Origin of the sequence: Pseudomonas syringae, from assembly GCF_002157375.1 — a bacterium.
GTDB classification, from domain to species: domain Bacteria; phylum Pseudomonadota; class Gammaproteobacteria; order Pseudomonadales; family Pseudomonadaceae; genus Aquipseudomonas; species Aquipseudomonas syringae_T.
On the sequence record NZ_MTSA01000014.1, the window covers coordinates 41,019 to 62,381 of the forward strand.

Here is a 21,363-nt window from a genome sequence, read left to right on the forward strand (position 1 = left end):
CGGATCAGGTTGTGGCGTTACATGCTTCGCGGCTTACTTGAGTTCGGACACCAGCGAAGCATTGAAGCCTGCCGGGTCTTCCATCTGCGGGGCATGGCCCATGCCTTTGAACTCTACGAGTCTGGCGCCCGGAATCATCTGCGTGACCTGCTTGCCCAACACGTTGTAGTGACCGATCTTCGCCTTGACCTCTGGCGGCGCAATGTCGCTGCCGATGGCGGTGGTGTCGACATCGCCGATCATCAACACCGTTGGCACCTGCAACTTCGGAAATTCGTAGAACACCGGCTGGGTGAAAATCATGTCGTAGATCAGCGCCGAGTTCCAGGCAACGATCTTGTGACCCGGCCCCCTGTTCAGACCGGCCAGCATGTCCACCCACTTGTCATACTCCGGCTTCCAGCGCCCGTCGTAGTAGGTTTTCTGTTCGTAGGCGCGAATGCCTTCGGCGGTGGTCTTCAGTTCGCGCTCATACCATTGATCTACGCTGCGATACGGCACACCCAGCGCCTTCCAGTCTTCCAGACCAATAGGGTTGACCATCACCAGCTTTTCGGTCTGTTTCGGGTACATCAGCGCGTACCGGGTGGCCAGCATCCCGCCGGTGGAATGACCGATCACTGACACCTTGTCGACCCCCAGCTTTTCAAGCAGCGCATGGGTGTTCATCGACAGTTGCTGGAAGCTGTACTGATAGTGCTCCGGTTTGGTCGAAGTGCAGAAACCGATCTGATCCGGCGCAATGACGCGATAGCCCGCCGCACTCAAGCCCTTGATGGTGTCTTCCCACGTGGCGGCGCAGAAGTTCTTGCCATGCATCAAGACCGCGGTGCGGCCGTTGGCTTTGCCTGTGGGTTTCACGTCCATGTAACCCATTTCCAGAGACTGGCCCTGCGAATCGAACGGAAACTTCATCAACGGGTGAGGATAGGCGAAACCTTCCAGTTGCTGACCGTATCCGGGCGTGTCGGCCAGGGCCGTGGCTGACAGTGTCAGAGACATCAACATACCGGCAATCTTTGCAGCCCGCATAAGGGGCACCTCCTGTAAATGGAATCAGATGCTTGAACCGCTGTACTGCATGCGGCAGACCTGCAAGTAGACCCTGTTTCCCACAACAGATTCGCCCCTTTCCTACCAATAGAACCGTAAGCAGACGTTTCGTCATACAGCCCCCGCCAAGGCAAATCGCTGGACGCCTCACGCCGTGCTTGCCTAGACTGAGCCGTCCGTTACGGGCCGTCGTGGCCAGCAGGGTCTGATGCCAAGGAATAGCAATGAACCGAAATGAACTGCGCAAGGCTGACATCAACCTGATGGTGGTCTTCGAGACCTTGATGCAGGAACGTAACGTGACCCGTGCAGCGGAAAAACTGTTTCTTGGCCAACCCACGATCAGCGCGGCGTTGAACCGTCTGCGCAGTCAGCTCAATGACCCGCTGTTCATCCGGGTCGGCCATCGCATGGAGCCGACCGCTCGCGCCCATGAAATCCTCAAGCACCTCACCCCCGCGCTGGACGCCATGTCCACTGCGCTGAGCCTGACCACCGATTTCGAGCCTTCGGTCAGCAAGATGACCTTCCGCATCGGCTTGAGCGATGACGTGGAGTTCGGCTTGCTGCCGGCCATGCTCAAGGCCATTCGCCAGGAAGCACCAGGGGTGGTGATCGTGGTCAAGCACGTCGACTACCTGAATATCTCCGAAGTATTGATGTCCGGCGACATTACCGTCGGCGTCTGCCTGACTCGCGAGCTGCCGGCCAATGCCAAGCGCAAGACGCTGCGCAACGTGCAGCCACGCCTGGTGCGCGCCGACAAACCTTCCGGGCCTATGAGCATGGACGAATACTGCTCACGCCCACACGTGGTGGTGTCGCACGTGGCGAGTGTCAGCAGTTTTGCGGATGAGTGGCTGACCGCACTGGGTCGCAAGCGTCAGGTGGTGCTGTCGGTGCCGCAATTCACGACGCTGCCCGCGCTGATGGCCGGCACTGACCTGATCTCGGGTTTGTCCGACTACGCGGCCAAGGCCATGAGCGCGCTGGGTTTGCTGTATGACGAACCGCTGCCCTTCCCCACACCAGGGCTGGACCTGTCGATGACATGGCTGAGCGTGATGGACAGCGATCCTGCCGAGCGCTGGTTGCGCGACAGGATCGAGGAATTCATGGGCGAGCGCCGTGAGACGCCCGCCCTGACAGGCTGATCAGCCGAAACGACCGGTGATGTAGTCTTCGGTCTGGGTCTTGGAGGGCTTGGTGAAGATGGTGTCGGTGTCGCCGTGTTCGATCAGTTCGCCCATGAACATGAACGCCGTGTAATCCGAGCAACGCGCCGCCTGCTGCATGTTGTGCGTCACGATGATCACGGTGAACTGCTCTTTCAGCTCGGTGATCAGTTGCTCGATACGACCGGTGGAAATCGGGTCGAGCGCAGAAGTCGGCTCATCCAGCAGCAGCACCTGAGGGCGCAACGCGATGGTACGGGCGATGCACAGACGCTGCTGCTGACCGCCGGACAGGCCGGTCGCGCTTTGCTTGAGCTTGTCCTTGACCTCGTCCCACAGCGCGGCACCGCGCAGCGCCTGCTCGACGCGATCTTCCATTTCGCGACGCGACAGCTTTTCGTGGTGCTTGATGGCGTAGGAAATGTTGTCGTAGATCGACATCGGGAACGGTACAGGCTTCTGGAACACCATGCCCACATGACTGCGCAGGCGGTTCATCGAGTAGCCCGGCGCCAGGATGTTCTCGCCATTGAGCAGCACTTCGCCGCGCGCTTCCTGTTTCGGGTACATCGCGTAGATGCGGTTGAACACGCGCAACAGCGTTGATTTACCGCAACCCGACGGGCCGATGATCGCAGTGATGCGCTTCTCGGGAATGGTCATGTCGATGGACTTCAACGACTTCTGGTTGTTATAGAAAAACTCCAGACCGCGTACTTGGATCTTGGTTTTTTCGTTGGCCAGGGAAAGGTTGTTCATCAGGACGCCCTATTGCGCAGAAGAATTAAGCGAGACAGCAGACTCAGTATCAGTACGAACAGCGTCATGACCAGCGCACCGGCCCATGCCAGGGAGTGCCAGTCGTCGAACGGGCTCATGGCGTACTGGAAAACCACCACCGGAACACTGGCGATTGGCTTGAGCAGATCACTGCTCCAGAACTGGTTGCCGAAAGCGGTAAACAGCAACGGCGCGGTTTCGCCGGTGATGCGTGCAAGTGCCAGCAAGATGCCTGTGACCACGCCGGCCTTGGCCGCACGCAGGACAATTTGCAGGGTCAGCTTCCATTGCGGCACACCCAGCGCCAGCGCCGCTTCACGCATGGTCGAAGGCTGCAATTGCATCATTTCGTCGGTGGTGCGCACCACCACCGGGATCACCAGCAGCGCCAGCGCCAAAGCGCCTGCGAGTGCCGAAAAGCCGACCTGATGCCCGGTCACCGCGTTGAGTGGCAATACCACAACGGTGTAGACGAACAGACCAAGCACGATGGAAGGTGCCGACAGCAGGATGTCGTTGATAAAGCGTACGGCATTGCCCAGCTTGGTGTAACGGGCAAACTCGGCCAGCCAGATACCCGCCATCAGACCGATCGGCGTACCGATCAGCAGACCTATGCCAGACATCAGAAGGCTGCCGTAGAACGCGTTGGCCAAACCACCCGGGGTACCCGGCGGCGGGGTCATGCCGGTGAACAGTTGCAGGTTGAGCGCGTCGATGCCTTTGATGATGGTAGTCAGCAGAATCCACACCAGCCACAACAGGCCGAACGCAGTGGCGCCGCAACTGAGCACCATCGCTATTTTGTTTTTAAAGTTGCGAGCCCGATAAATGCGCTCGCTACCCGTCATGTCCTTACTCATAACCCCTCCTTACGCGAAAGGCGCGACAGCATCAGACGTGCGAGGGCCAGCACGATAAAGGTGACGACAAACAACAGGAAGCCCAGAGCGATCAATGCCGAGCGGTGCAAGTCGGTGTAAGCCTCGTTGAACTCGTTAGCGATTACCGAAGCGATGGAGCTGCTCGGCATCATCAGCGACGCCGAAAACTGATGCGAGTTACCCAACACAAAAGTGACTGCCATGGTTTCGCCCAGCGCACGTCCCAAGCCGAGGAAAATGCCACCGACCACTGCCGAACGGGTGTAAGGCAGCACGATGTCCCAGACGACTTCCCAAGTGGTGCCGCCCAATGCGTAGGCAGACTCCTTGAGGGCAACGGGCACGGTGCGAAAAACTTCCTGCATCACCGAGGTAATGAACGGGATGATCATGATCGCCAGAACGATGCCGGCGGTCAGCATCCCGATGCCCAATGGTGGGCCCTGAAACATCGGGCCGATCAGTGGCAGTGCGCCGAGGTTTTCGCTGATCCAGGGGGACAGGTGTTCAGCCATGAACGGGCCGAATACAAACAGCCCCCACATGCCATAGATGATCGAAGGGATACCGGCCAGCAGTTCGATTGCCGAGGCAATCGGCATGCGCAGCCAGGGCGGAGCCACTTCGGTCAGAAAGATTGCGATGCCGAAGCTCACCGGAACGGCGATCAGCAACGCCAGAAAAGAAGTCACCAGGGTGCCGTAGATCGGAACCAGCGCGCCAAACTTGCCAGCGTTCACGTCCCAATCGGTACTGGTCAGAAATTCAAAGCCGAAGGTCTGGAACGCCAGACTGCCGCCCCACAGGGTCGACAAGGCAATACAACCCAGCAAAGCAAGCACCAGCATCGCTGCGGCTTGCAATGAACGCTTGAACCACAGGTCATGACGATGATCCCGTTTGGCGCGCTTCTCGCCCTCGGACTCACCAGCGGAGACATTCGCGGACAGGTATTGGGTGTTTTCAGTCATGTAGAGGCCACTCGCAAGGAAAAGCCCCTGTCACCGAGCCGATATCGCGGCTGGTGACAGGGGTGGTACGGGTTGAATCACTTACTTGGTGAATTCCGTTTTCCAGTACTCTTCCACTTTCGTAACCAGTGATTTCGGCAAAGCGACATAGTCCAGTTTCTCGGCCTGTTGCTGGCCGTTTTCCAGGGACCATTTGAAGAAGTCGAAAGCGGCGACGCTTTTCTCTTCGTTCTTGGCTTTCTTGTACATGATGATCCAGGTCGTCGCCGTGATCGGCCACGCAGTGTCACCCGGAGCATTGGTCATGAGCAGGTTGAAGTCCTTGGCATCTTCCCACTTGGCCGAGTCGGCAGCGGCCGCGAACGCTTTGGCGTCTGGTTTGATGAATTTGCCAGCAGCGTTCTTCAACTGGGTGTAGGACAGCTTGTTGGTAACGGCGTAAGAGTATTCAACGTAACCGATCGCACCCTTGATCTGCTTCACGTAGGCAGAAACACCTTCGTTACCCTTGCCGCCAACGCCGACAGGCCACTTAACGGTTGAACCGAAGTTAAGCTTCTCTTTCCACTCCGGGCTGACCTTGCTCAGGTAGTTGGTGAAGTTGTAGGTGGTGCCCGAGCCGTCAGAGCGTTGAACGACGGTGATCGCGGTGTCCGGAAGTTTCACGCCAGGGTTGAGGTCCACGATTGCCGGGTCGTTCCACTTCTTGATTTCACCCATGAAGATCTTGGCCAGCACAGCGCCATCGAGCTTCAATTCGCCGCTTTCAACGCCTTCGACGTTGACGATCGGCACGATACCGCCGATCACGCTTGGGAACTGGCCCAGGCCGCCTGCTTGCAGGTCTTCAGCGGACATAGGGGCATCGGATGCGCCGAAATCAACGGTCGCTGCCTTGATCTGAGCGATACCACCGCCCGAACCGATCGACTGATAGTTGATACGATTTTTGGCGTCGTTGCTTTTGCTGTAGTCCTGGGACCACGCGGAAATAACCGGGAAAACGAAACTCGAACCAGCGCCTGTGACGTCAGTCGCATGGGCCACACCACTGAGGCACAGCGAAGCAATCAGAAGCGACAAGCGTTTTTTAGTCAGCAGTATCACGGTAATACCTCAGTCCAGGAGATTGTGTGGTGGTCCACTTAAGGAGGCCCGAGGCGGATTTAAAACCTGAAATGTTGCTGTTTAATGACAATCAAACGATTGGTGTCGGATCGGGAACTTTTTTGTCGCATTTTTTTCGAGGCATTTGGGTTGAAAAAACAGGTATCGACCCGTGTTTACAGCGAGATCACGCCTTTCAGAGTGAAATAGCGTATTGCCACCTACAGGCCGATAGCTGAAAGCCATCACCGTTATAAAAGTGTAAGAAAGTGTGCATTTTTAGACCCGATATAAATGACTGATCAGTCACGTTATAGCTAAATTGACTTAAAAACCGGCTTGAGAACGCCCGCACACACAACGTGAAAACGTACGGAAAAGACTGGCTCAGAAATGCGGCTACCACGTCATGTCATGATGGCTGACTTACCGTTCGTCGGGTTGGAGGGCACCTATGGCCACTGGCCAATGACCAACGTGGGTACTTTAAAACAACGGAGCAAACATCATGATCAAGACCAAACTGACTGCCCTCACCCTGGCTGGCCTGATGGCTGTGGCTTCCGGTGCAGCTTTCGCTGAATCGACAACCAGCACCGAGACGCCAATCAACAAGAACGCCACCAAACTGCCGGGCACCAACACCCAGCCAATGGACCGCACCTCGTCCGAAACCCCTGGCGCGCAGACTGACAGCAAGAAAGCGGCTGCCGAAAAGTCGATGAACCACGACAAAGGCGCCCACGGCACCCACGACAAGAGCAACGTTACCGAGAAAACCAAGACTCAGTAATTCGACAGCTCACGCGGACAGGGCGACGCCCTGCCCGCTGGTCGGCTGCCCCTTCGATGTACTGCACCCTGAGCCGCGCTGACCGCCCAATGATGTAGCGACCCCACACATAGAGGTTTTCATCATGATGGATAAACGACTGACGGCACTAAGTCTCGCAGCGCTGTTGGCGTGTGCCAGCGCCAGCGCTATGGCAGGCTCGACCGGCCCTACCCACCCGGACAGCGGTATGCAACCTTTGCCGGGAACCGGTATGGACAAGAATGTAGACGGGTCCAGCACGGGTGCAAAAGGCACCAGCCCCGGCACCAAAGGCATGGACCCTGAGCCTGGCAAGAAAGGCAGCGTAAGTGGCCAGCCACATGATTCAAAGAAAACAACCGACATGGGCGATGACGACGATCAGGATGATGACAAGGCGCCTTGACTGATCGGCTGCTCAGCATTTTTCTGCGCCCACTGCACGTAACACACCTCCACCGGCATGCCATGCTCGGCACAGAAGTCCAGCCAGCGCAGTTGGTTGTCCTGGAGACGGTCGCCCGGACCTTTGACCTCAATCATCCGATAGCGGCGCTGTTCCGGAAAAAACTGGATCAGGTCCGGCATTCCGGTCCGGTTGGCTTTCATATCCTGCAACAAACGACGAAACCAGCGAAGCAAATGCTCCGCCGGCAGGCAATACAGTGCCTGTTCGAGCAGCTCTGGCGTTAATGCGCCCCAGAAAACGAAAGGCGATTGCAGGCCAGCCTTGCTCTGGAAATGCTCACGAATTGTCGCCAGGTACTCATCGGATTCCAGTTGTTTCAGACAGGCATCGAATAATGCGGCTCTGCGCGGGTAGAAATCCGGGCTGTAGAGGTCGCTGGGCGCACTGTGAAACGGGTGGAAGAATGCGCCCGGCAACGGGGCGAAAATGGCCTGCCAGCACAGCAACCCGAACAATGAATTGATCAACGCATTCTCGACGTAATGCACTTCGCCACCCTGCGCCTCTTCAAGGTGCAGGCGTATCAGGCGCTCGACACTGACGCCCGGCAAGGGTGTGATTTCCACGTCCAGACGCGAAACGGTGCGTGCCGCACGCCGTCCCCCGGCGGCCAGGCCGAGCTTGCGCTGCAGCCGTGGCATGACGCGTGACAGGTGCTGGACCTCGGCGTCGTTTTCCGGTGCCAGTCGGGCCTGCTCCGCCAGCGTCAGGGCTTCGACGTACTCAGCGTTGCGCTCCAGCACCCGAATCTGTCGTGAGCGCGCTCCGGGGTAACGGCATTCGCGGTATACCGACATCGCCAAAGGCCAGTCCTGCACGCGCTCGGCCTGTTGTCCGATGCGAAACAACACTTTGGCGCGGCGCATCTGCAGCCAGGGGTTCTGGCACTGAATCGCGAGGGCGCGTTCTGCAAGCTCATGCAGCTCGCTGCAGGTTTCCAGCGCTTCACGGCAGTCGTGCAATTGCACGCAGACATCGATGTCGGCGCGCGCGTTGATCGCCCGCGACGCCAGTGAGAACTCGACCTTTTCGTACCTGTAGATGCCCAGGTCGGCCAGAACGAATTCAGACCACTCCTGATACAGATTGCCGAAATACAATAAACGCAGACGATCACAGAGCGGCATGATCTTCAGGCCAAAAACCGCGTCGGACAATTGCGGGTGCCACTGCTCAAGAGCCTGCGATGACTCGTACAGCGGTTGCAGGCGCGCCCTCCATTCGTGCTTGCGCTCCGGGCCTTTGACCGCATGGCTCTTGAAGCACTGGCTCAGTTCTTCCCTGCGCAGCAGTTGGAACAGTTCGTTCAGGCACAATGGCGGACTCGTATCGACCCAACCGCGCGCCAGCAGTGGTAACACCGCTTCACGGGGGTCGCCAATCTCGACATAACTCAGTTTGCTGGCCCGAAACAGCACCCCTTTGCGCATCACCATGCGCACCAGCAATCCCTGAGCGGAGACCGGCAGTTCAGCAAACTCTCTGATGAATCGACGTTCGGACGCGTCGAGCAAATCATCGTAACGCTGCACGATCCAGTCGAGGACGTGACGGAAGTTTTCGAGGTAATAAAAGGGATTGTCGAGAGGTGACATATTCAAGGCCAGCGTTCACACCGCAGATGAGCAGACCGCATAAGGATACTGGTTATCCGTACAGATTCCAGCGTAAACGCCGAATGATTGCCTGCTGACCGATCAGCGGCGTGTATCCCGGACCACCAGTGCGTCGTAGTATTAGCCGGATTTTATCGGCAGCAGAGAGTCGGATATGCAAGCGCCCCTGGTTTATCTCGCAGGTTTTGACGTGTTCAGGCCGGATGCAGTCGAACACGGTTGCTACCTCAAAGCGCTGTGTACCGCGCATGGGCTTGAGGGTTTGTACCCTTTCGACAATGAGGTCATGCCTGAACGAACGCCTCATGAAACCGCGCAGCAGATCTACGCGATGAACGTTGCGATGATCCACCGCTGCTCCGCAGTGCTTGCCAACCTGAACGTGTTTCGCGGTCTGGAGCCGGATTCAGGAACGGCGTTTGAAATTGGCATGGCGGCTGCCCTGAACAAGCCGGTGTGGGCGTACTTTGATCCCGTGGATTCGTTACGCGAACTGGTGCCTCATGATGAAAACGGTCTGGACCAGGACGGTTTCACGGTTGAAGACTTCGGGTTGCCACGCAACCTGATGCTCGCCTGTAGCTGGACAGGAACCAGCTCGACCGTTGAATTGGGGGCCGAGGCGCTGGCGAAGTACCTGAGTACGCTGTGAAGCTGGCTTATTCCCACCCCAGAAAATCGCCACCGTTATCGCGCAGCATTTGCAACATCCCTTCGGCGGCGGGCGACAGGTAGCCACCCTTGCGCAGGGTCACGCCGATGGTGCGTTTCAGTGTGGTCTGCTCCAGCGGCACCTCACGTAAATGTTGCATGGTCTTGCCAAACTCCAGCGACTCGCGAGCGATGAAGCTCAGCAGGTTGCCTTGAGCAATCAACCCCGGCAGCAGGGAAATCGAGTTAGCTTCGATCTGCACCGTCGGCAACGGCAGGCCGTGAGCAGCAAAGGTTGCGTCCAGCCATTTGCGCGATGAAACGCTGACCGGCGGCAGTACCCAGCGGTACGCACACAGGTCACTCATCTTCAGCGGGGCCTTGAAGATCGGGTGATGCTTGCTGGCAACCACCACGGCTTCGTCCCTGAGAATCGCAAAGCTGGTGACGTCATCGGTGTCGGGGGCCAGGGCGCAAATGATCATGTCCAGTTGACCGGAGCGCAGGGATTCGCGCAACAGGTCATCCTGGCCTATCACCAGCTTGAACGTGACGTCCGGCGTCCGCTGCAACAAGGCCGACGTCAGTTTCGGCATCAGGTATTCCGCCATCGTCGCAGCGCAGCCAACGCGAATATTACCCACCATGCCGCTGGCAAAGTCCCGCACCTCACGCTGCGTCTGAGCCACGCTTTGCTGTAACTCCTTGCCCCGGGCCTGCAGCAGCTCGCCGACAGGGGTCAGTTTGATCCGCCGGCCGTCTCGCTGAAAGAGCTTCGTTCCAAACGATTCTTCCAGGCGCTGAATGCTCTTTGTCAGCGCCGGCTGGCTGCGATTGAGCTTTTCCGCCGCCCGACCGAGGTGGCCCAGCTCAGCAATGGTTTCGAAGTAATTGAGATCGCGCAGGTCCATATTCATCAACCAAAGTTATTAATTCATGATTATTAGAAAATAGACTTGATCGGTTTCGATGTCGATACTGGTGGCCTGAAACTCATACCGCTCAAGGAGACCGTCCTTGTCACAGGCTGCACGCTTTTCGATGTCCACCCTTCCCCCACTCGCCCAATGGGCGGGTCTCATCCTGCTGGCCGGTACTGCCGGACACCTGCTTAAACTGTTCGACATGCCCGCCGCGATGTTCCTCGGCCCCATGCTGGTCGCCATCGGTTTTGGCGTATCGGGTGCCACTATTCGTTTGCACAAAAGAGTGTTTCAACTGGGTCAGGGCACGGTCGGCGTACTCATCGCCCACGCGATGTCGGCCAGCGTACTGCTGACCGCACTGCAATCCTGGCCAGTCATGCTGTTGGCGACGATTCTTACCGTCATGCTCAGCGCAGCAGTCGGTCTGGTATTGGTGCGCTTTGCCGGCATCCCGAGCAACACGGCAGCCTGGGGGACCTCACCGGGCGCCGCGTCGGCGATGGTCGCCATGTCCGAGGATTACGGCGCCGATTCACGCGTCGTGGCAACCATGCAATACGTACGAGTGGTCTGCGTAGTGACCATTGGCGCGCTGGTCAGCCACTTCATCGGCGCAGCGGATTCCGGCGCTGACCTGCACAGCAGCGTCGCCGTCGCACAGAGCCTGAGCCTGCCCGATCTGGGGTTGAGCCTCGCGGTGATTGTCGCAGGCGTGGTACTGGGTTCGCGCTTGCCTGCGGGTGCCTTGCTGGTGCCATTGATGCTGGGCGGCGCACTGCAATTGAGCGGCGTGATGCAAATCACCATTCCGGACTGGCTGCTGCCCATAGGTTACGGCGCAATCGGGTGCTACGTCGGATTGCGCTTCGATCAACCCACCGTGCGGTACGTCTGGAGAAGGCTGCCGATGATGATACTGGCCTCGCTGCTGCTGATCGTGCTTTGCGCGCTGTCGGCCTGGTTGATCGCCGTCATGATGGACAAGGACTACCTCTCGGTGTACTTGGCGACCAGCCCGGGTGGCCTGGATACGATGGCAATCATTGCCATCGACACACACGCCGACGTCGGGTTTGTGCTGGCCATGCAGACCCTGCGCCTGTTCGGTGTGATTCTGACCGGCAGCTTCCTGGCCCGGCAGATCATTCGCCTGACCGACAAGCGCATCCCTGCGCTCTGACACTTATGCCTACAGCGCCCCTTCAGGCGCTGACAGTGCGCTGGCCAGACTGGGCGCAAGAGGCAACACCGGCAATAACGTGGCTTGATACGCGTGATACAAGTCAGGCTTGCCCGGCCAGATATCCTCGCTGGGCTCGTTGCGTTCATTCAGCTCGTGACGCCAACTGCCATGTTCATGGTCGATGAACAGGGTCTCGTTGAACTCCCAGAAACAGCGATACCAGTTTTCATACTGCTGCTCGCCAGTGCGTTGCAACAGGGCAGCGGCAGCAGCGGCAGCTTCACAATGAACCCAGTGAAGGCGGTGGCGAACCACCGGCGCGTTTTGCCAATCGAGGGTGTAGACAACGCCGGGGTTCCCGTCCACATCCCAGCCATAGCGACAGGCGTTGGCGAAAAGCTGCCGGGCATCATCGAGCAACCATTCAGGACTGCTACGCCCTGCACGCCGCCGCGCGGCCTCCAGGTGCAGCACCAGGCGTGCCCACTCGAAGGCGTGGCCAGGCGTGGTGCCAAAAGGTCGAAAACCGTCAGCCGGGTTTTCACGGTTGTAATCGGGCAGCGGTTCCCAGTCTCGGGAAAAATGCTCGATGACCTGAAAGTCATTGGCACCGGCATGTTGATGGATGACCCGCTCAACAATGCTCAGTGCCCGGTCGAGCCATTGCGCATCGCCCGTCACGTCTGCCAGGGCGAGAAACGCTTCGGTGCTGTGCATGTTGCTGTTGGCGCCGCGATAGGACTCTTCACCGCTCCAGTCTTGCGCGAATGACTCGCGCATTGCACCTTCCTGATCACTCCAGAAGCGGGTCTGAATCACATTGATGGCGTCGGACAGCAAGGCTTGCGCGCCAGGGCGCCCGGCGACCACCGCCGAGCTGGCAGCCAGTGCAACAAAGGCATGCAGGTAAGCCTGTTTGTCGGTCCTGCCGCCATCTTCAAGCGCGGCACTGAACCAGCCGTCGTGCTGCGCATCACGCAGCGGCCCCTGTAATGCCGCGATGCCGTGATCGACCAGCGCCGCACAACCGGGTATGCCTTGCGCGTGCGCCATGGCAAAACAATGGGTCATGCGTGCGGTGTTCATGGTTTCGGCCGTGGCGCCCACCATCAGACGGCCATAGTCATCAAGACTGCCAAAACCGTTTTCAAGCCTGGCGGCCTTGGCAAAGGCCAGCAGGCGATTGCCTTCCAGTGCCAGCCACTGCTGATGGGCTGGAGAGCGCAACCAACTGCTGAAGGTATGATTGTTATTGTCCATGACGCGATGCCACCCCCTTCGATAAGGTATGTGCCCAGACTGTACCGGCGGTCATTTTGACCGTGGGCATAATGCGCGCACGGTCGAGCGGCGGCAAGCGGACACAACCTGTATCAATGTAGGGTTTTACACCTTGAAGCGTGAGACCACTTGGTTCAGGTCTGCTGCCAGACGCGACAATTCGTGGCTCGACGCGCTGATCTGGTTGGCGCCCTGAGTCGACTGCATCGACAGATCACGAATGTTGACGATGTTGCGGTCGACCTCTCGCGACACTTGGGCCTGCTCTTCCGCAGCACTGGCAATAACCAGATTGCGCTCGGAAATCTGATTGATCGACGACGTGATTTCACTCAACGACTCGCCCGCCCCCTTGGCCAGCGCCAAGGTCGAATCAGCCCGGTCGCGGCTGGTGTTCATCGAGTCCAGCGCCTGCGCGGAACCGCTGCGCATGGCGTTGACCATCGAATCGATCTCCAGCGTCGACTGTTGAGTACGGTGCGCCAGCGCTCGCACTTCGTCAGCCACCACCGCAAAGCCGCGACCCGACTCACCCGCGCGTGCCGCCTCGATCGCCGCATTGAGCGCCAGCAGGTTGGTTTGTTCAGCGATCGAGCGAATCACGTCCAGCACCTTGCCGATGTCCTGGGACTGGTTGGCGAGGCTCTGTACCAGGGTCGAGGTTGCCTGCACGTTGTCGGTCAGCGTCTGGATCGACTGCACGGTTTCGATCACCCGCGTCTGCCCCGCACGCGCCGACGTGCTGGACTGGTTGGATGCGTCGGAAGTGGACACTGCGTTGCGCGCCACCTCTTCCACTGCGGAGGTCATTTCGTTGATGGCAGTGGCGGCCTGATCAATTTCTGCGTTCTGCTGGTTCAACCCGCGGTAGCTGTCTTCAGTCACGGAGTTGAGTTCAGTGGCGGCCGACGCCAGTTGGGTGGCCGAGCTGCCGATATGGCGCATGGCTTCTCGCAGGTTGACTTGCATCATCGCCAACGCACGCAACAGACGGGTGACTTCGTCATCGCCGTCGACTTCGATGCTGTGGGTCAGGTCACCGTTGGCAACCTGCTCGGCGGCCGTGACGGCACGCTGCAACGGACGAACGATACTGCGAGTCAGCCACAGCGCCAGACCGATGGTGCAGAGTGCTGCGAGGACAACAAAAGCAATCACGATATCGCGCGATTTGTCGTATTGGGCCTCGGCTGACTTGCCTTCCGCATCGACCCTGGTGACATAGAAATCGGCCAGATCATTGAGCTGCTTGCCGGAGCCGTCGACGATCTGTTTCATATCGACCAGCAGCAGCTTGTTCAGCCCGGCACTGTTGCCCTGGCCTGCGAGTGCAAACGAGTTGTCCAGCGCGCTGCGGTATTGGCCCATGGTCACCATGAACTGATCGGTCAGGGATTTTTCTTCAGGGGTGTCAACGAACGTCTTGAGGGTGTCCAGCTTCTTGTTCAGGTCGCCCAGACGCACGTCCATTTGCCCACGATAGGTCGGAATACTCGCCGGATCAGTGTCCAGTGCCATGCGCAGAGAGATGGTACGGATACGCAGCATGATTTCCCGGATATCGTTGACCACCCGCATACTGGGCAGCCAGTTGGTTTCCACCGCCACCTCGCTCTGGCGAATGGTCGACATCTGCGCCAGCGCGAACCAGCCGAGCAACGCCACCAAGAGGGAAATGAGGGTAAAACCCAGACCGGCACGACGAGCGATAGTGAGTTTGCGTAAGTTCATGACCAGGGCTCTTTTGTATTTGGAGGGCGATGCCTGAGGTAAAGTTGTCAGACAACCGACAGCATATCGTCGGTGCCTGACAATTCTTTAGCGCGGTCAGTGAACTTTTAGCTTTTTACTCAAACATGCCCGAGCGCCTCATGGCAGAGGCTGCCATCAGCGTCTGCCCGCAAGCTGCCAAAGCAGCGCCACGTCCCGCGCGCGATCATGCAGCAGGCGACGAGCATCGCGACAGGCTTGCTCAAGGCTCATTGGGCCGCTGGCCAGCGCAAACGCGGCGCTGATGCCGTGAGAGTAAAGCTGCTCGTACCCCTCGCCCAGCGTTCCCGCCAGCACAATGACCGGCACTCCCTGACGCTGCGCGACTCTGGCTACGCCGAGGGGCGTCTTGCCGCGCAGGGTCTGGGCATCGAATCGGCCTTCGCCCGTAATCACCAGATCGGCCCCTGTCAACAAAGGCTCAAGCCCGGTCAGGTCGGCAACCACCTCAACGCCTGCGCGAAACGAAGCATTCAGGTAGGCCTTGGCTGCAAAGCCCATTCCCCCCGCCGCACCGCTGCCGGGGCTGTCGCGCAGGTCCTGGCCAAGGATTTGCGCCGAATGATCGGCGAAGCACCCCAGTGCAGCGTCAAGCGCCATCACCTGTGCCGGCGATGCACCTTTTTGCGGACCGAAGACATGTGACGCGCCATTCGGTCCGCACAGCGGATTATCGACATCGGCGGCAATTTCGACTTGCACGGCAGACAAGCGAGGATCGAAACCGCTCAGGTCGATACGGGCCAGATCGGCCAGGGCCAGCCCGCCGGGCGGCAACGGCGTGTTTTCGACGTCGAGAAAGCGTGCGCCCAATGCCGAGAGCATGCCGCTGCCACCATCGTTGGTGGCGCTGCCGCCGATGGCCAGAATAATTCGTTGGGCACCTGCGTCCAGCGCCGCCAGAATCAACTGCCCGGTGCCTCGCGTGCTGCTCACACACGCGTTGCGCTGCTCAAGCGCCAGCAGCTGCAAGCCACTGGCCATGGCCATTTCAATGATTGCCGTCCGGCTGTCCGCCAACCAGCCCCACCGGGCATCGACCGGATCGCCCAGCGGTCCGCTGACGCTGGCGCTCATGAGTCTGCCGTTGCAGGCCGCCAGCAGTGCTTCTATGGTCCCTTCCCCGCCATCTGCCATCGGGCACTTGATCAGCTCCGCCTCGGGCCAGGCTTCGGCCAGGCCGGTGGCGATGGCATCGGCAACGGCCTGGGCGCTGAGGCTGTCCTTGAACGAGTCGGGGGCGATCACTATTTTCATTGTTGTTCTCCATATCGATGCCCGCATGCTCTCACCCCAAGAGCGGTTTGCCCCTGGGCCTTCGCACAATGATCCTTGATGCTTAACCGGCATTTGACCAAAAAACCGTTTATGCCTGGCGAGTGATCATCTGCGCGCCCAGATAGAGGCGCAGCACGTCATCGGTCTTGTAGGGATCACAGCCGGTCAGTCCGGCAATCTTTTCCAGCCGATAGCGCAAGCTGTTGCGATGGATGCCCAAGGCTTCTGCGCAGGCCTGACTCTCGCCGCTGTGTTCGAACCACTGGCACAAGGTGTCGAGCAGTAGCGCATGGTTGTGCAAACGCCTCATCGGCTCGGCGACCTCCTCGGCCAGCCAGTCATGGCGGTAGCGCCAGAACAGCACCGGCAGGCGGAACGCTTCAAGACGCAGAAGGCGTTGCGCCGGTCGGGCCTGAGCGGCGTACTCCAGCAAGTCCCGCGCCGCTGCGCAGGCATGACGCAAGGCGGCGAGGTCAGCAGACGGCGCGACCGTTGCCATGCGCAGCACCGACCAGCCCTGATCATCAAGTTGCTTGAGCAACAGCCCGTCGTCACGGTCCTTGATCACCGTGCGGCACCAGTACAGCACACCGGGTTCGCGCAGCACGCACCAGCTGTCGGCGTACCGCGCGCCAAGCCAGCTGGCAATCCGGCTGGCGCATGCGCCCTGCGGGTCGACCTGAATCAAGACGGCCTGGCGCCGCACCTGCGGCTGTAGGCCTAATTGCCTGGCCTCGTCCACCAGGCTCTCGGGGCAATCCGGCAACAGCAACCGGGCCAGCAGTTCCTCGCTGCGTTGCGCACGCCACTGCCGGTCAGCCTGCTGACGACGCTGTTCCATGAGCATTTCGGCGGTCATCTTCACCAGTTCGCCATACACGCGAACCTCGTCCGGCTCACCGGTAATCCCGAGTACACCGACCAGTTGATGATCGAGCATCAAAGGCAGATTGACGCCAGGCTTGACGCCACCCAACTGCAACGCCGCCTGAGCGTCGATCTCTACAATCCGACTGCTGGCCAGGACTCTTTGCGCGCCTTCATGCCGAGTACACAGCCGCTCCGGATCACCGCTGCCGATGATGATGCCGAGATAGTCCATGACGTTGACGTTGTAAGGCAGAATGGTCATCGCACGGTCGACGATGTCTTGGGCCAGCGCTCGATCAAGGGCAAACATGAAAGGCTCCCGCCGCCGGGAACGGCTTGCAATGGTGCGACATGGGGTTTCATTTTTATTGAAGTGATTGAGCGCCCGAGTGTGCCTGAAAGTGCTGCGACGCGCGATGTGCGGGCTGGGCAGACCGCTGTGGCGCCCAGGCCCATATCGGGCCGGCAAGACTTGCGCAACGCCTGGCCCCCTACTCCAGCGGCACCAATCGCTCACGACTGTTGCTCAGGTGTGTCCACATGGCGGCGCGGGCCGCGTCCGGGTCCTTGCGGCGAATCGCGCTGAGCAGCGCTTCGTGTTCCAGATTGGCCAGGTAGCCCTGATGCGCCAGGTTGCTGCCGGCCCTTTCGCTTGAGGCGATGCGGCTGCGCGGGATAACCGCACTGCCGAGGTGCTGCATGATTTCCATGAAATACGGGTTGCCGGTCGCTTCGGCAATCAGCATGTGGAAGCGCTTGTCGGCCTCGACACAACTGTCGTCATTGGCCAGCAGGTCCTGATAATCGTCCAGGGCCTGACGCATGGCCGCCAGTTGCTCATCGGTGCGACGCACGGCGGCCAGCGCCACGGCTTGAGTTTCGAGGCCGATGCGAAGCTCGATGATGTCGCGCACTCGCGAAACAGTCTCGACTTTCAGGCGCAGGCCGGTCTGATCGGCGCGTTCCAGCACAAAGGTGCCGATGCCGTGATGGGTCACGACCAACCCCGACGCCTGCAACTTGGAAATCGCTTCGCGCACCACGGTGCGGCTGACGCCGTGCTCGCGGACGATCTGATTTTCGGAGGGCAACTTCTGACCCGGGGCGATCTTGCCCAGCAAGATGCGCTGGCTCAGTTCGGTGACCAGATCCGTGGCCAGACTGTGCTGACGGCGCTTGGGCGCTGCGCTGACGGGTTCCTGCATGGCGAGTGATTCCTGACTTGTCTGATTGTGCAGCCCTGTCCTGCCCGAACGGGCGCGGACATGCCGGTCGGTGCGCTCAATCGCCGGGTTTTACAGCCCTGATGAGTTGTTCAACTTGTATTACAAGTAGCTTGCCACTGTCAAAAACTCTTTTCTCGTCCAAACCTTCACGCTTAACAGCCCAGTAGCGGTAAATCCGCTGAAGCAAGGCTCACCTTTTTTCTGTAATCCTTCCTAAAACCCATGTTCATAGGCATTTTCTTTTATATTGTTACTGTCATACCAGTTGCTCCGGACCTTCCTTACCAACTTGCAAAACGCCCGGTATCTTTCCAATCAACTGCGTTGGGGGGATTGCGCGACAAACTTTTACTTGTATGATGACCGACAATGCAAAGGACACGCTTTGCACATACCCGCATAAAAACAACGAGTGGGAGATTCAACTGTGAGCACATCCAATTCCAGGATGGCCGACGGCTCAGATTCGGTCCTGAGTTCAGCCGTTTCGAAAGTCAAACGTCATGTCCTGCCGCTTTTCGTCATCATGTTCATCGTCAACTACATCGACCGGGTGAACATCGGTTTCGTGCGCTCTCATATGGAACACGACCTGGGGATCGGCGCTGCCGCCTACGGGCTGGGCGCCGGGCTGTTCTTCATCGGCTACGCCCTGTTCGAAGTCCCTTCCAATATCCTGCTGCAAAAAGTTGGCGCGCGCATCTGGCTGACGCGGATCATGCTCACTTGGGGCATCGTGGCCGCCTGCATGGCCTTCATCCAGAACGAAACGCACTTTTACATCCTGCGATTTTTGCTCGGCGTGGCCGAGGCCGGGTTCTTTCCGGGCGTGATCTATTACTTTACGCGCTGGCTGCCAGGCGTTGAGCGCGGCAAGGCCATCGCCATTTTTCTGAGTGGTTCGGCCATCGCCTCGCTGATTTCCGGCCCGCTGTCCGGCCTGCTGCTGCAGATCACGGGGCTCGGCCTGAAAGGCTGGCAATGGATGTACTTCATCGAAGGCATGTTCTCGGTCGGCCTGTGCTTCTTTGTCTGGTTCTGGCTGGACTCCAAACCGCACGATGCCAAGTGGCTGACCCGAGAAGAACAGGACGCGCTGGTCAATGCCATCGATGCCGAGCAAGCCGCCCGTGAAGCAGCAACACCGGTCAAGGCCTCCATCGGCAAACTGCTCAAGGACAGCCAGATCATTCTGTTTTGCCTGATCTACTTCTTCATTCAGTTGACCATCTACGCCGCGACCTTCTGGCTGCCGAGCATCATCAGAAAAATGGGCAACATGACTGACTTTGAAGTCGGCATGTTCAACTCCATTCCGTGGCTGCTGTCAATCATCGGCATGTACGTATTCGCCACGCTCTCAGCCAAATGGAAACGCCAACAGGCCTGGGTCGCGATTGCCCTGCTGATCGCCGCCGCCGGGATGTTCATGTCCACCACCGGCAGCCCGATCTTCGCCTTCGTTGCCATCTGCTTTGCCGCACTGGGTTTCAAGTCCGCCTCTTCGCTGTTCTGGCCTATTCCGCAGGCGTATCTGGACGCGCGAATCGCTGCTGCAGTCATCGCGCTGATCAACTCGGTCGGCAACCTCGGCGGTTTCGTGGCGCCGACCACGTTCGGGTTGCTGGAAGAACACACCGGTTCGATTCAGGGCGGGCTGTATGGCTTGACCGCCACGTCGATCATCGCCGCAATCATCGTCTTCGCGGCACGCAACACACCCAAACCGGGCGCGACGCCGGTGGCCGCCATTCAGACCCCGGCGACTCATTGATACGCGCGCGCAGCGACGCTTTTACAGATCATATTTTTCTACAGGATCAGCCATGAACACTCAGCACTCCAACATCATCGGCAAGGCTCCCGTCATCACTGACATGCAGGTTGTGCCGGTGGCCGGGCATGACGACATGCTGCTCAATCTCAGCGGCGCGCACGGTCCCTACTTCACCCGCAATATTGTGATCCTCAAGGACAACGCCGGGCATGTCGGCGTCGGCGAAGTGCCTGGCGGCGAGCTGATCCGCCAGACCCTGGAAGATGCCCGCTCGCTGGTGGTCGGCAACAGCATCGGCACCTACCAGAAGATTCTCAACGAGGCACGCAAAGCCTTCGCCGATCGCGATTCCGGCGGTCGCGGCCTGCAGACCTTCGACCTGCGCATTGCGATCCACGCGGTGACCGCACTGGAAGCCGCGCTGCTCGACCTGCTGGGCCAGTACCTGGAAGTGCCGGTTGCTGCCTTGCTGGGTGAAGGTCAGCAACGCGATCAGGTCGAGATGCTTGGCTACCTGTTCTATGTCGGCGACCAGCGCAAGACCGATCTGGCCTACCGCAGCGAACCCGACGCGGACAACGACTGGTTCCGCATCCGCCATGAAGAAGCGCTGACCCCGGACGCCGTGGTGCGCCTGGCCGAAGCGGCGCATCAGCGTTATGGTTTTCAGGACTTCAAGCTCAAGGGCGGGGTTTTGAGCGGCGACCAGGAAATCGAAGCCGTCACCGCTCTGGCCGAGCGTTTCCCCGAGGCACGCATCACGCTGGACCCCAACGGCGCCTGGTCGCTCAAGGAAGCCATCCGCCTGTGCCGCGATCAACACCACGTGCTGGCGTATGCCGAAGACCCATGCGGCGCGGAAAACGGCTTTTCCGGTCGCGAAGTCATGGCCGAGTTCCGACGCGCCACCGGCCTTAAGACCGCCACCAACATGATCGCCACCGACTGGCGGGAAATGGGCCATGCCATTCAGTTGCAATCAGTGGACATCCCCCTCGCCGACCCGCACTTCTGGACGATGCAGGGCTCGGTGCGTGTGGCGCAGATGTGCAATGAGTGGGGGCTGACCTGGGGCTCGCATTCCAATAACCATTTCGATATCTCACTGGCCATGTTCACTCATGTGGCTGCCGCTGCACCGGGCAACATCACAGCAATCGATACCCACTGGATCTGGCAGGACGGCCAGCGCCTGACCAAAGCTCCGCTGCAAATCATCGGCGGCAAGGTTGATGTGCCGAAGAAACCGGGGCTGGGCGTCGAACTGGACACGGATCAATTGGCCAAGGCTCACGAACTGTATAAAGGCATGGGCCTGGGCGCCCGCAACGACGCCGTCGCCATGCAGTTTCTGATCGCGGACTGGAAATTCAACAACAAGCAGCCTTGTCTGGTGCGTTGAGCCTGACCGTCATTCATCACTGACTCGCCACACTGCTGGCACACGGCGCGCAACCCCCTTGCGCGCCGTTTTTTTCAAATCGAATGGGGCATGCTCATCTGGCGTGCTACTGTCTTGCAACATCCAGTAA

The 21,363-nt window shown here is 59.2% G+C and carries 19 protein-coding genes and 1 pseudogene; 7 read left to right on the plus strand and 13 right to left on the minus strand.

Going from position 1 to position 21,363, the window contains the following annotated elements; genetic code table 11:
* Positions 1-33 precede the first annotated feature (33 nt).
* On the minus strand, positions 34-1,032 hold the full coding sequence (locus tag BW686_RS18275) for an alpha/beta fold hydrolase (protein WP_084918932.1): 999 nt from the start codon (positions 1,030-1,032) through the stop codon (positions 34-36).
* Positions 1,033-1,277: 245 nt separating this feature from the next.
* On the opposite strand from BW686_RS18275, the gene BW686_RS18280 reads away from it, so the two are divergent.
* The gene (locus BW686_RS18280; RefSeq protein ID WP_084918933.1) at positions 1,278-2,207 is read left to right on the plus strand and encodes a LysR family transcriptional regulator; all 930 of its coding nucleotides are present in this window, start codon (positions 1,278-1,280) and stop codon (positions 2,205-2,207) included.
* Here BW686_RS18280 and pstB read toward each other — a convergent pair whose 3' ends face one another.
* The 4 genes from pstB to pstS all read right to left on the minus strand — a co-directional run bounded on the left by pstB (position 2,208) and on the right by pstS (position 5,970).
* Positions 2,208-2,987 (minus strand): phosphate ABC transporter ATP-binding protein PstB, encoded by a 780-nt coding sequence (gene pstB, locus BW686_RS18285; RefSeq protein ID WP_002553918.1) that lies wholly within the window; start codon positions 2,985-2,987, stop codon positions 2,208-2,210.
* A complete protein-coding gene (pstA, locus tag BW686_RS18290; protein ID WP_084918934.1) occupies positions 2,987-3,871 on the minus strand; it encodes a phosphate ABC transporter permease PstA in 885 nt (294 codons plus the stop codon). Before pstA ends, pstB begins: the two co-directional genes overlap by 1 nt.
* Positions 3,868-4,863 carry a phosphate ABC transporter permease subunit PstC gene (gene pstC / locus BW686_RS18295; RefSeq protein WP_084918935.1) on the minus strand — a complete coding sequence of 332 codons (996 nt, stop codon included), beginning with the start codon at positions 4,861-4,863 and terminating at the stop codon, positions 3,868-3,870. The genes pstA and pstC overlap by 4 nt, the downstream gene beginning before the upstream one ends.
* Before the next feature lie 81 nt (positions 4,864-4,944).
* Positions 4,945-5,970 carry a phosphate ABC transporter substrate-binding protein PstS gene (gene pstS, locus BW686_RS18300; RefSeq protein WP_084918936.1) on the minus strand — a complete coding sequence of 342 codons (1,026 nt, stop codon included), beginning with the start codon at positions 5,968-5,970 and terminating at the stop codon, positions 4,945-4,947.
* A gap of 508 nt (positions 5,971-6,478) precedes the next feature.
* On the opposite strand from pstS, the gene BW686_RS18305 reads away from it, so the two are divergent.
* Positions 6,479-6,763, plus strand: a complete 285-nt coding sequence (locus tag BW686_RS18305; RefSeq protein WP_084918937.1) for a hypothetical protein — start codon at positions 6,479-6,481, stop codon at positions 6,761-6,763.
* 124 nt (positions 6,764-6,887) lie between these two features.
* Positions 6,888-7,190, plus strand: coding sequence for a hypothetical protein (locus BW686_RS18310; RefSeq protein ID WP_084918938.1), 303 nt, complete (start codon positions 6,888-6,890; stop codon positions 7,188-7,190).
* Here the strand turns inward: BW686_RS18310 and BW686_RS18315 are convergent.
* A complete protein-coding gene (locus BW686_RS18315) occupies positions 7,166-8,854 on the minus strand; it encodes a VRR-NUC domain-containing protein (protein ID WP_084918939.1) in 1,689 nt (562 codons plus the stop codon). The genes BW686_RS18310 and BW686_RS18315 overlap by 25 nt on opposite strands.
* A gap of 169 nt (positions 8,855-9,023) precedes the next feature.
* Here BW686_RS18315 and BW686_RS18320 point away from each other — a divergent pair, with 169 nt between their 5' ends.
* Positions 9,024-9,521, plus strand: coding sequence for a nucleoside 2-deoxyribosyltransferase (locus BW686_RS18320; protein WP_084918940.1), 498 nt, complete (start codon positions 9,024-9,026; stop codon positions 9,519-9,521).
* 7 nt (positions 9,522-9,528) lie between these two features.
* Here the strand turns inward: BW686_RS18320 and BW686_RS18325 are convergent, their stop codons facing one another.
* Positions 9,529-10,431, minus strand: a complete 903-nt coding sequence (locus BW686_RS18325) for a LysR family transcriptional regulator (protein ID WP_084918941.1) — start codon at positions 10,429-10,431, stop codon at positions 9,529-9,531.
* Between the two features lie 106 nt (positions 10,432-10,537).
* Here BW686_RS18325 and BW686_RS18330 point away from each other — a divergent pair, with 106 nt between their 5' ends.
* Positions 10,538-11,626 (plus strand): AbrB family transcriptional regulator, encoded by a 1,089-nt coding sequence (locus BW686_RS18330; protein WP_084918942.1) that lies wholly within the window; start codon positions 10,538-10,540, stop codon positions 11,624-11,626.
* A gap of 9 nt (positions 11,627-11,635) precedes the next feature.
* Here the strand turns inward: BW686_RS18330 and BW686_RS18335 are convergent, their stop codons facing one another.
* The 6 genes and pseudogenes from BW686_RS18335 to BW686_RS18355 all read right to left on the minus strand — a co-directional run bounded on the left by BW686_RS18335 (position 11,636) and on the right by BW686_RS18355 (position 18,033).
* Positions 11,636-12,889, minus strand: a complete 1,254-nt coding sequence (locus tag BW686_RS18335; protein WP_084918943.1) for a D-mannose isomerase — start codon at positions 12,887-12,889, stop codon at positions 11,636-11,638.
* 126 nt (positions 12,890-13,015) lie between these two features.
* Positions 13,016-13,882, minus strand: a complete 867-nt coding sequence (locus BW686_RS27560) for a methyl-accepting chemotaxis protein (protein ID WP_373271035.1) — start codon at positions 13,880-13,882, stop codon at positions 13,016-13,018.
* Positions 13,871-14,641 (minus strand): annotated as a pseudogene (locus BW686_RS27565) (MCP four helix bundle domain-containing protein); the annotation flags it as partial. The gene BW686_RS27560 and the pseudogene BW686_RS27565, both read right to left, overlap by 12 nt.
* 156 nt (positions 14,642-14,797) lie before the next feature.
* Positions 14,798-15,937 carry a glycerate kinase gene (locus tag BW686_RS18345; protein ID WP_084918945.1) on the minus strand — a complete coding sequence of 380 codons (1,140 nt, stop codon included), beginning with the start codon at positions 15,935-15,937 and terminating at the stop codon, positions 14,798-14,800.
* A 109-nt stretch (positions 15,938-16,046) separates the two neighbouring features.
* Positions 16,047-17,138, minus strand: a complete 1,092-nt coding sequence (locus BW686_RS18350; RefSeq protein WP_084918946.1) for a sugar diacid recognition domain-containing protein — start codon at positions 17,136-17,138, stop codon at positions 16,047-16,049.
* Between the two features lie 181 nt (positions 17,139-17,319).
* Positions 17,320-18,033: a FadR/GntR family transcriptional regulator gene (locus BW686_RS18355; RefSeq protein WP_084918947.1), complete on the minus strand. Its 714-nt coding sequence runs from the start codon at positions 18,031-18,033 to the stop codon at positions 17,320-17,322.
* 469 nt (positions 18,034-18,502) lie between these two features.
* Here BW686_RS18355 and BW686_RS18360 point away from each other — a divergent pair, with 469 nt between their 5' ends.
* Together BW686_RS18360 and gudD are read left to right on the plus strand one after the other, a co-directional pair.
* Entirely contained in the window at positions 18,503-19,828 is a 1,326-nt protein-coding gene (locus BW686_RS18360; RefSeq protein WP_084918948.1) for an MFS transporter, read from the plus strand.
* A gap of 52 nt (positions 19,829-19,880) precedes the next feature.
* On the plus strand, positions 19,881-21,233 hold the full coding sequence (gene gudD, locus BW686_RS18365) for a glucarate dehydratase (protein WP_084918949.1): 1,353 nt from the start codon (positions 19,881-19,883) through the stop codon (positions 21,231-21,233).
* Positions 21,234-21,363: the final 130 nt, after the last annotated feature.

Bases quoted from the DNA above. Each gene is read 5' to 3' on its own strand.
- pstA (WP_084918934.1), bottom strand. From the start codon at position 3,871: ATGAGTAAGGACATGACGGGTAGCGAGCGCATTTATCGGGCTCGCAAC.
- BW686_RS18305 (WP_084918937.1), top strand. From the start codon at position 6,479: ATGATCAAGACCAAACTGACTGCCCTCACCCTGGCTGGCCTGATGGCT.
- BW686_RS18345 (WP_084918945.1), bottom strand. From the start codon at position 15,937: ATGAAAATAGTGATCGCCCCCGACTCGTTCAAGGACAGCCTCAGCGCC.
- pstB (WP_002553918.1), bottom strand. From the start codon at position 2,987: ATGAACAACCTTTCCCTGGCCAACGAAAAAACCAAGATCCAAGTACGC.
- BW686_RS27560 (WP_373271035.1), bottom strand. From the start codon at position 13,882: ATGATGCAAGTCAACCTGCGAGAAGCCATGCGCCATATCGGCAGCTCG.
- BW686_RS18320 (WP_084918940.1), top strand. From the start codon at position 9,024: ATGCAAGCGCCCCTGGTTTATCTCGCAGGTTTTGACGTGTTCAGGCCG.
- BW686_RS18280 (WP_084918933.1), top strand. From the start codon at position 1,278: ATGAACCGAAATGAACTGCGCAAGGCTGACATCAACCTGATGGTGGTC.
- gudD (WP_084918949.1), top strand. From the start codon at position 19,881: ATGAACACTCAGCACTCCAACATCATCGGCAAGGCTCCCGTCATCACT.
- BW686_RS18360 (WP_084918948.1), top strand. From the start codon at position 18,503: ATGGCCGACGGCTCAGATTCGGTCCTGAGTTCAGCCGTTTCGAAAGTC.
- BW686_RS18355 (WP_084918947.1), bottom strand. From the start codon at position 18,033: ATGCAGGAACCCGTCAGCGCAGCGCCCAAGCGCCGTCAGCACAGTCTG.
- BW686_RS18350 (WP_084918946.1), bottom strand. From the start codon at position 17,138: ATGTTTGCCCTTGATCGAGCGCTGGCCCAAGACATCGTCGACCGTGCG.
- BW686_RS18335 (WP_084918943.1), bottom strand. From the start codon at position 12,889: ATGGACAATAACAATCATACCTTCAGCAGTTGGTTGCGCTCTCCAGCC.
- BW686_RS18325 (WP_084918941.1), bottom strand. From the start codon at position 10,431: ATGGACCTGCGCGATCTCAATTACTTCGAAACCATTGCTGAGCTGGGC.
- BW686_RS18275 (WP_084918932.1), bottom strand. From the start codon at position 1,032: ATGCGGGCTGCAAAGATTGCCGGTATGTTGATGTCTCTGACACTGTCA.
- BW686_RS18310 (WP_084918938.1), top strand. From the start codon at position 6,888: ATGATGGATAAACGACTGACGGCACTAAGTCTCGCAGCGCTGTTGGCG.
- pstC (WP_084918935.1), bottom strand. From the start codon at position 4,863: ATGACTGAAAACACCCAATACCTGTCCGCGAATGTCTCCGCTGGTGAG.